Raw genomic sequence first — 9,766 nt, forward strand, 5'->3', positions numbered from 1 at the left:
CGTAAGTCCTGATGACATAAGCAGGACTTACGCAACTGCAATGTATTTTTGTCCGATACGACCGAAGGGAAGCAATCTCAAACTCCTTTTTTTCCTACCTCATGGCTTTAGTCCTAATAATAAGTTCTCAGGTAAAAAGTAGCCAGATTTTTGAAGCGATCGCCTTTTTTAGTCAAATAGAGCGATCGCCTCTCCTCTCATATAAAATCTGGTTGAACAGTCGTCATTGCCACAACACGAAGCAACTCCCTAAACCCCAAGGAAGTAGTTGGAAACATAGTCAAAGTAATTTTTATGCCTCGCTTTACCCAAAAATGCTTACTTTTTCAACTAAAATCACCAAAAAGTTAAGATTTTAAGCAAACCAAGGATCAAAAAATCAAAGAACAATTATTCCTTTTATTATTTCTAGGACTTACGCAAAGGCACTATATATAGAGCATCGGTGCGTTAGCGTCAGCGTAACGCACCCTACTGGACTGTTTCATCTAAAATGGTGCATTAGTAGGGGCGGGTTTTAGCCAGAATTTTCATGGTTACTCCAAGACTTATATAAACCCGCCCCCTAGGACAGTGGGCTATATCATTAGAGGCGGGTTTAGCTAACTTACTTACGAAAACTTCTTGCACGGACGCCCTTATGCAACCTCCCTACTGTCAAACCCGCCCCTACCCTGCCTTCCTAATGCACCATTTAAGATAAAAGAGTCCACTACTAATAGCGTTCATGGCTTTAGTCCCGATCTCTTTCTTCCTAGACTTCCCACACTCCCCACACTCCCGATCTCCCTATCTAACTTCTGACTTCTGACTTGTCCGTAGCGCTACATCATTACGTTTCATTCTTTTAACTATGAAAGTAGCTAATCCAGGAACAATTAAAATAAGAGTTAACATTCGAGTAAGTTGAATTGCCAAGACTAAACCTGCATCACCACCTAATTCATTAACTGTTGCAATCATTGCCTCTATTCCTCCAGGAGTAAAACTTAAGATAGAAGTAATTAAATCAACCTCAGTAAATTGATGAAACTCATAACCTACCGCCAAAAAACCCATAATTAAAATTATTACCAGAATAATTTCAACAAAAATAGCTCTCCACAATTTTCGAGCATTTTCCCAGTCAAACTGAACTCCAATAGAAATCCCTACCAGCAATAACCCTACAGCAAATAACCATTGAGGAACCTGTAACTGGTATGGCGTTCCCCATAAAATAGTCAACCCCACAATAAAACTACCCAAAAAAGCAGAAGAAGGCAAACGCAATTTTTTTCCGCCCCAAATACCTAAACCACAGCATCCTACTACTATTAATAAATTCCCCAACATAGGTACGCTGGTTTTACCTGATGCCAAAACAAAACTTGTAGTTTGACTTTGGTCAATAGCAGGAGATATTAGAATAGTTATCGTTGGTACAATGAACACCACTAATAAAACTCGCAAATATTGGAGGAGAGTAACAGCGATAGGATCTGCACCTAATTCTTCACTCATGGTGACAATAGCAGAAGCAGTACCAGGAATAGATGCCAGAAAACCTGTAGGACGACTAACTCCACCCCATATAGATAACAGATAGCCTTTGAACATACTCAAAGCAGCAGTAATTAAAATAAATCCGACAACAGGAATAGCATAAGTAGTAGCTATACTAACCGTTTCTGGAGAAAAACGAAATGCTGTAGCCAGACCAATAACTGCTTTCCCCAGCATAATTATGATTTTGGGTAATGGTTGGGGATTACCTTTAATAATTGCATAGATAATTCCCGCAATCATTGGGCCTAGCAACCAACCAATAGGAACGTTGAGCCAGTTGAATATAAACCCTACTAAAATAGCCAAAATCATTGGGATAATGACTGTTTTAATACTTAATAATTTGGAAGGAATTTCTTGGAGGTTTAACATCCTCAACAATATAAATAATGTGGAATACAACTTCTGTCTATTTTAGTAGGTCTATAAATAATTTAGGTATTTCTATTTACAGTATAGAGTTCAGGACTTACCCACGCGCAACCTATTTCTGTCATGGCGCGACTCGCAGCTTTGCGTTAGCAAGCGACAGCGTTTACGGACCATGACCTCAGGAAAGCAATCTCAAACGTTGACATTGGGTTCCTCATGCGTAAGTCCTGGAGTTAATATTACAGGATTTACGCACAATAAAAAATCATACACTATTTTGAAAAGTCTATCCATTAGCTACACTATTTCTTAATATTAAACTTGAAAAAAGAGAAAAGTTATGTATTTGACATAAAATGGATATTTTGGAAGAATAAATGTTTTTAAATTCCTGAACATTTTGATAATATCATGCTAAAAATTACTCCCAAAAATCTGTTACATCCCGAATATCCTTTTGTTCCTAAAAATTTCCCGTTTTTCTATGGTTGGATAATTCTAATTGTTTGCACCATTGGAGTAATAATGAGTATCCCTGGTCAAACTATTGGAGTTAGTGTTTTTACAGACCACTTAATAGCTGCCACTGGTTTGTCACGATTAGAATTGAGCAATGCCTATTTTATTGGTACTTTAACTAGCGGTTTACTATTGCCTTATGGCGGAGTACTATTAGACCGTTTTGGAGCCAGAATAACAGTTGTTTGCGCATCAATATTTTTAGGTTTAACCTTATTTTATCTCAGTTTTAGCGATCGCCTAGCCACCATCATAAATAATAAATTTCCGATAATTCCTTATTCAACTATTGCCCTAGTAATATTAGTCAGGACTTACGCAAAATATCAGACCAGACACTATCTGTAGGGGCGAACGGCAGTTCGCCCCTACTATATATGCTGTTTATACGTAAGTCCTGTTAGTATTAGGTTTTATCTGTCTGCTTGATGTCTCCAGGGGTTAAAACACGCTGGATTCTAAGCGGATTTGCTTATGGGGGCGCTATTGCCACCCAACGCACTGCTTACGATACTTTTTAGTTAAATTATTCAACTTATATCGTTGTGGAAGCATCAAAACTTCCCTACCAACCTTAGCTAAGTCTAAACTTAGCTGTGCTGCTACTTTTCTTAAAATGTTGGATGCTCCATTAGCGTCAGCATTAATCAATTTGTCTGCTGCTGAACGGTACAAACCACGATTAACTCGCTTTCCTGATGGCTCGCACCTTTCGGGTTTTTCACCAAATGTCGGTAGAAAATCATCATCTAAAAAACTAGCCTTACTCGTATAACTTTCCTCGGTCTCAACAAACTTGATCCCATATTGCTCCGATAATTCAGCTATTTTGGCTTTAAGCTTTGCTGTAGGTATTTGGACAAACTGTTGGTTATTCTTTTTGCCAATATTAATACTATCTTTTTGACCTTGATTCCACCCAAAAACTATTGTACCTATTTGATGCTCAATACACCAGTTAATAACAAATCTGGCTGCTTTGTTCACATTATCCCGCATCTGACGATTGGGCTTTTCAGTAATAGCTGCTAACTTAGCATCCCAATAGTTACCAGGCTTACCTGCTTTGATTTTTGCTACTTGCTTATTGTACCATTGATTTTGAGACTTTATCTTTCTGCCATCAACTATAAAAGCTTTTCCCACATTACTCACACAGGTTAGCCAATTACTCAAACCAGGGTCAATACCCAAAACATTTTCTGCTATTGGCTGACCTTTTTCTGGCTGTGGTTGCTTATAAGCAAATTCTAGATAGAAACAGTTATTTCTGGGGACGAACCTAAATTATTTAATTTGGTTGAAATCTAAGTTGCTAGGCATTGGCAATAAGAAACTATCAATACCAAACCATGCTTTGACTTGCTTACCTAGTGAAAATTTAAGCATTCCATTTACCAGTTTGACCCAACGTGCCGGATAACTAACAACTGCTAAACCATCTTTTTTACGGTATTTTGGTGGTTTTGGCCTTTGTGTTAGTTCTCCTGATTTAAACATTTTGGCAAGTCTTGCATAGGAATTAAAAGACTCAATTACTGAATGTAATGTCTGTTGGGCACAAGCTGAACGCATAGCTTTAAAATGAGGATTACTTTTTAGCTGAAAATCTAGTTCAGCTTTAGACAGAAAGCGCCCTACTTTAAACAGCATTTGACGGCAATAATAAATCCCGCAGTTAGTAAGCTTATTGGCTTCTGTACAAAGGTATTCAAGAATAGCTATTACTTCTGGACTACTGTTGACCAGATGTTGTTGGCATCCGTACATTAACAATTACCTCCTGTAGATATAATAGCACTATTAAACATAATATGTCTACACTCATTATGTTTGCGCAGCATTCCGTTGGGAATAACAGCATATCGAGTCCCTCTCAAATATTTATTCATGGTAATGATGGTAGGACAGATAATAGGTATTGCTTCTATAGCTAATTTTGGCGTGCCTTTATTTCTGGTTTTAACTATTATCGGATTTGGTATTAGTAGTGGTTGTTTTGGTACCTTATCAGCAGTATCTTTACCACGTTTTTTTGGTAGATCTTATTTAGGTTCTATTTCTGGTTTTCAAATGATGATTCTAGTTATAGCAAGTGCAATCGGACCTTCCTTTTTAGCCATATTTAAAAATAAATTAGGTTCCTATCAACCAGGTCTTTATGGTTGTTTAATACTAGCAATTTTGATTCTGATTTTAACCTTTTTTACCAGAAACCCTCGCAAGTCTTAACAGTTATTAGTTATCAGTACGGTACCTCACACCTGTTGCTAGAAGCTTGAAACCTTATTTTTGGCTTATTACAGCAATTTCGGAGGCGCGTGAGGTACAAAATTTTATTTAGTAATTTTAGTAACACAACCTTCCAGGTTGTTACAGCCGATAAGGCTGTGTTACAGTAGAGATTAACTGTACCTCACCATCCTCAAAAGTCCTATAATAATCAAATCCGGTAGTAATCGGTAGAATCCCCTCTCCGTAGGGGTTTAGTCTCCAAACCCTCTACAAACAATGTAAATATTCAAACGGAAATGATATTATTCTCGCCAATATTTGGGATCATTCATACTATCTGCACAGATAACTTTGCCTCTAAAATTTCCAATGATTGCCGGACGCAATGCTTGAACCATCCAAGCATCTGCGTTTTTTTCTGGTATGGGATAAGAAGGTTCAAACCCCAAATTACTAGCAGGTTTAAATCCATATCTTGGATAATATTTAGTATGACCGAGAACAAAAACCAGGTCAACACCAGATTTAGATAAAATATCTAATCCATTTTCAATCAGTTTACCACCAATACTTTGTTTTTGAAGCTCAGGAACAACCGCAATCGGACCTAAAATTGAAAGTGATAAGGAAGTCTTAGGTTCGAGAGTAGCTCTACTGAACAGAAGATGTCCTACTATTTTATCTTCTTGCAAAGAAACTAGAGAAAAAATAGGTTTAGCACTCTCGTCCCCAAGAATTTTTTGCACAATTTCAACACATTCATCTGAATCAAATGCAGCACGTTGAACAGAAAATATATCATCTAAATCTGAATCTAAAGCTTGCCTAATAATCATTACATTACTTTTGAAAATTGGCATGATACCAACTTGATTAATTATTTACATGACTTATATAGAATCCGGATAATTACTTTATGAAAAACTTTGTACCTTTTCACATAATTCTTTTCTTTCTGCCCCCCTTTCAAAGCTATGCTTTATAAACATCTTTCTTAACATAAAACTTGGGCATTATCGACAAGTTATGGGTAAGTTTAGAAGTTGCTTTTTTGGGAAAAAATGTATTTTTTTTATACATTTTTTTGGTGATCGCTTAAGTATTTTTAACGATGCTACTATTATTTTTTCTTCGTGTCTCCCCCTCTCCGTATTTCCCCCTCCCCACAAGGGTTTCAAGAGTTCCTTATAAGGGATAGCTTTCAAAGGGGGGTTGGGGGGATTTTCTACTGTCTTCCTTGGTGTAGATGCGATAAGTATTTAACCGGATTCTTTTCTTTCTGCCCCCCTTTCAAAGGGGGGTTGGGGGGATACCTTTAATGTGCCCTTTATTTCTTCAACCAATTATCAACTTCAGGAAAATAGTGAAAAATACCCTCAATAATCCCTGCACTATAATTTCCATTCATATTGAAATATCCACCTTCAGCAATATACAACGAATTATTTAAACTCATTTGACTAACTTCTGCTCTTGCTTTTTCCTTGACTTCTAAACGAGAGTTTGCTACTAAAATAGATTTAATCGGACTAATTAAAACCTCTAAATCATTACCACTATCTCCAGAAAAAACTGTATTTTCTATTTCAAAATTTTGGTTTTTCATTAAATACTCTATAGCATATCTTTTATTAGCACTCAAAGGTAAAATATCCATTAAACCTAAATTTATTTGTTCATCAACACTCGAAATTACATTGCATTTCAACTGTTCATTTTCTAACCTTGACTTGACTTCAGCAATAATTGCTTCTATATCCGTATCTAAACTCAGATAATAACTTAACTTATGCAAACCTTGTTTTTCAGTCTCTTGCAAACGACATTCTTTAATATCAGAAAATAAAGATACAAGATCAGACTGATTTTTAAATTGCCAATCTAGAGAAATCTTCTCATCCCATTCCTTAAGACGTAACCATCCATTATTATAACTTGTATATATACTTGCTCCCACATCAGCAACTACAAAATTAGGAAAAGGTAAATCATATTCAGCGATCGCCTTTTCCACCAATATCAAATCCCTGCCACTCACATAAGCAAGAGTAACTCGATTATCAGACACCAACTGACTAAATAATTTTCTAGCATTAGCTGATTCTGGTTGTTTACCATTAGGAATCAGACTTCGATCTAAATCAGTGCAAATTAGTAATTTTTCTAACATATCTATTTCTCACAAAGAGCCAAAAAATTATAATAATTTAAACCATCAATAATACCCGCAGCAAACTGTTTCTCAGAAAAATAAATCGGCTCTATTTCAGTCATCTTAGAAAGTTCCTCCTGATGACGATTTGCCACCACCACAGATAAAGTATTACCAAGCATCATATCCTCATCTGCTCCTGAACCTCCAACCGTAAGTATCCGGGTTAAAGGAATACTTCTTTGTTCAGCAATCCATCGCACTGCATAACCCTTAGAAGCTCTGACAGGTAAAATATCTAAAAATTGACCAAAAGAGAAAATCACATTCACAGTTTGTTCGTTTTGTAGCAAAATTCTTTTGATTTCTTCAATACTAGGAGCGACACTAGGATCGTAAAAATAACTAACCTTATACTTACTTTGCCTATCTTTAGGTTGTAACTCAATACCAGGGATTTCCTTTAAAAGAAAAGCCACCCTTTCTCGATTCCAGAGGTAATTAATATGATTTGTCCAAGCATCATCCCTAATTAAATCAGGGGAATAATAAATTTCTGTTCCCAGACTGGTAATCAGAATTTCTGGTTGGGGAATATGATTTTCACCCATAACTTTCAATGCAGAATCTAATCTTCTACCTGTAGCAATACAAAAACTGATATTATTTTGATTTTCTTTCAGTATCCTCATCAACTCCTGTAAAGATTCAGGATCGCCAAGTAAATTTTCATCTATAGTCGAAACAATAGCTCCATTGTCATACATTTGAGAACGACGTTGCAAAGAAATTCTTTGTAAAGGTTCAGTTTTCTCAATTATTGATTGCAACATATTATTATAAGTATCTACATGAGACTTCCAACTATAATGCTCTTTGACTTTTTCCACTCCATTATCAGCTAATACTCGCCATTTTTCTTGATCTTGAAGAACTCTTAAAATAGTATCGGCAATTTCTTCTAGATCTAACGGATCGATCAAGTAACCATTTTGACAATTTTTGATAATATCAATCGGACCACCATCTCTAGTTGCTACAATAGGTAAACCACTGGCAGCAGCTTCTATCAAAGTCAGTCCAAAAGGTTCAGTTAGTGCTGGATTCACAAAAACTCCACCAGAAGTTGCAGCTAAACGATAAACAACACCAACATCTTCTCCAGCTATAGCTTTAGGATAAGCAACCTTACCATAAAGATCGTAGAGATCGATAGTTAACAATAAATCTTTAAATATTTCCTGAGCATCTTCGTCTAAATCTGCCACATCATTTCTCGTTCCGGCAATAATAACTAAATTTCCCTTTTCTTGTAGTTGTTTAGATTCACCAAAAGCTTTGATCAAAGTCTGAATATTTTTTCTTTGATCTAAACGAGATAGAGCTAATATAATAGGTTTATGAGGCTCTTTTAAAAATCTCGCTATACTTTCAAACACCTCACTTTCCCACTCATTCCCTTCTGGAGGATAAAATTTTTCTAAATCAGTTCCAGGAGGAATAACCCGCATTTGCTTCGGATTATAATAATCATATTGAGCATATTGCTCGTTAATTTCCTGATTGGTACTCGTAATTATCCGCTCTGCTGAACTCAGTACATCTTCTTCTGCATTAATACGACGAGTCATCTTGTAGCGTTTTTCAATGACTTCCCCTTTGACTCCAGCAGCTAATAATCTTGTTCTTTTACTACGGCCTAAAGAATGACCTGTATGAATCAGAGGAATACCCAGTTGATGAGATAATCTGACACCCACATATCCAGCATCAGCATAATGACTATGAATCACATCTGGCTTTTTTTGTTGCTGCTTCAAATAGGCGATCGCATGATCGGCAAAATTATCCAACCAATCCCATAATTCTTCCTTAGCAATATAATCATTCGCCCCAGAAGGAATACGAATAATATTCGCTTTTGAATCTAGAGTTTCAACAGCTTGACTATAATCTTCACTTACTTGTGGATCGATTAACAATCTCGTCATCAAATCAACTCGTTTAATATCAGGATGTTGTGATAGTGCTTGAGTTAATTCTAAAACATATTTTGTTTGACCCCCTGTATCTGGATCTCTTCCTAGTTCCAGATTCTTCCCTCGGATTAAGCCGTGAATACTAATAAGTAATATATATTTTTGATTGTTATTCATAATAAGTTTATTATTTTAATCACAAAAAATAACTATACTTTAGTAATCTGTAAGCTTATATATTTAAGAGTTTCAAAACTTATAGGTAAAGCATAGCCTTTTGAAAGTGCAGTCTAGAACAAGTTTACAAAAACAATGTATAAACAAACACACATTGCTATACTAAAGCAAAAATCCTAACCTTCTTTACAATAAAGTGATTTGTTCTATCCTTCTGAAAAAACTTGGACTGATTAGCTAAAATATATCAAGAAGTTACCTGACATTACCAAAACAGGAATAAATATGTCAATACACTAATACCTGAACTTACCCGGTACAAATGTACTATAAAACTATGAAACCCTTTTCAGCCGTATGATACAGCGATTATATTTTTTCGACGTGTCTATCTAAATCGTAATATTTATTAATATATACTCAGAGAGAATATCTGCTAAATTTATAGCCATGTATCTCTTAAAACTAGGACTTGAGGTTGCTTCCCTATCGGTCGTATCGGACGAAAATATGTTGTGTTGCGTAAGTCTAAAAAAACAAAGCATCTTTCCGATATATCAGAAAAATGCTTTGTGAAAAATAATCCTGGAATCAAGATACTTTCACATATAGTGATTACCTAAAGATTTTCGCCAGGACTATATTTTACTTCCGAATAAACCCAGAAGGCTGCATAGTATGAAAGTCAAAGTCTTGAGTTAGAGATCAAGTCCTCGGTCTGTTAGTATGTCTAGGCTCCATACATTGCTGCACTTCCACCTAACACCTATTAACGGGTCGTCTT

General features: G+C 35.9%; 8 protein-coding genes and 1 pseudogene. 3 read left to right on the forward strand and 6 right to left on the reverse strand.

Going from position 1 to position 9,766, the window contains the following annotated elements; genetic code table 11:
• Window positions 1–101: 101 nt before the first annotated feature.
• Entirely contained in the window at window positions 102–359 is a 258-nt protein-coding gene (locus VKJ25_RS04510; RefSeq protein WP_324235427.1) for a hypothetical protein, read from the forward strand.
• A 430-nt stretch (window positions 360–789) separates the two neighbouring features.
• Here VKJ25_RS04510 and VKJ25_RS04515 read toward each other — a convergent pair whose 3' ends face one another.
• Entirely contained in the window at window positions 790–1,920 is a 1,131-nt protein-coding gene (locus tag VKJ25_RS04515; RefSeq protein WP_324235428.1) for an AbrB family transcriptional regulator, read from the reverse strand.
• A 411-nt stretch (window positions 1,921–2,331) separates the two neighbouring features.
• On the opposite strand from VKJ25_RS04515, the gene VKJ25_RS04520 reads away from it, so the two are divergent.
• On the forward strand, window positions 2,332–2,787 hold the full coding sequence (locus VKJ25_RS04520) for an MFS transporter (protein ID WP_324235429.1): 456 nt from the start codon (window positions 2,332–2,334) through the stop codon (window positions 2,785–2,787).
• A 135-nt stretch (window positions 2,788–2,922) separates the two neighbouring features.
• Here the strand turns inward: VKJ25_RS04520 and VKJ25_RS04525 are convergent.
• Window positions 2,923–3,708, reverse strand: a pseudogene (locus VKJ25_RS04525) (RNA-guided endonuclease InsQ/TnpB family protein); the annotation flags it as partial.
• Between the two features lie 18 nt (window positions 3,709–3,726).
• On the reverse strand, window positions 3,727–4,209 hold the full coding sequence (locus VKJ25_RS04530; protein WP_324235430.1) for a hypothetical protein: 483 nt from the start codon (window positions 4,207–4,209) through the stop codon (window positions 3,727–3,729).
• Window positions 4,210–4,287: 78 nt separating this feature from the next.
• Here VKJ25_RS04530 and VKJ25_RS04535 point away from each other — a divergent pair, with 78 nt between their 5' ends.
• Complete coding sequence (locus VKJ25_RS04535) at window positions 4,288–4,671, forward strand: MFS transporter (RefSeq protein WP_324235431.1); 384 nt, start codon at window positions 4,288–4,290, stop codon at window positions 4,669–4,671.
• A 305-nt stretch (window positions 4,672–4,976) separates the two neighbouring features.
• Here VKJ25_RS04535 and VKJ25_RS04540 read toward each other — a convergent pair whose 3' ends face one another.
• The 3 genes from VKJ25_RS04540 to VKJ25_RS04550 form a co-directional block, all read right to left on the reverse strand.
• Window positions 4,977–5,534 carry a GNAT family N-acetyltransferase gene (locus VKJ25_RS04540; RefSeq protein ID WP_324235432.1) on the reverse strand — a complete coding sequence of 186 codons (558 nt, stop codon included), beginning with the start codon at window positions 5,532–5,534 and terminating at the stop codon, window positions 4,977–4,979.
• Between the two features lie 467 nt (window positions 5,535–6,001).
• Window positions 6,002–6,844, reverse strand: a complete 843-nt coding sequence (locus VKJ25_RS04545; RefSeq protein ID WP_324235433.1) for an HAD-IIB family hydrolase — start codon at window positions 6,842–6,844, stop codon at window positions 6,002–6,004.
• 2 nt (window positions 6,845–6,846) lie between these two features.
• The gene (locus VKJ25_RS04550; protein ID WP_324235434.1) at window positions 6,847–8,982 is read right to left on the reverse strand and encodes an HAD-IIB family hydrolase; all 2,136 of its coding nucleotides are present in this window, start codon (window positions 8,980–8,982) and stop codon (window positions 6,847–6,849) included.
• Window positions 8,983–9,766: the final 784 nt, after the last annotated feature.

It is taken from the genome of Okeania sp. (assembly GCF_035285525.1).
Taxonomy (GTDB): domain Bacteria; phylum Cyanobacteriota; class Cyanobacteriia; order Cyanobacteriales; family Microcoleaceae; genus Trichodesmium.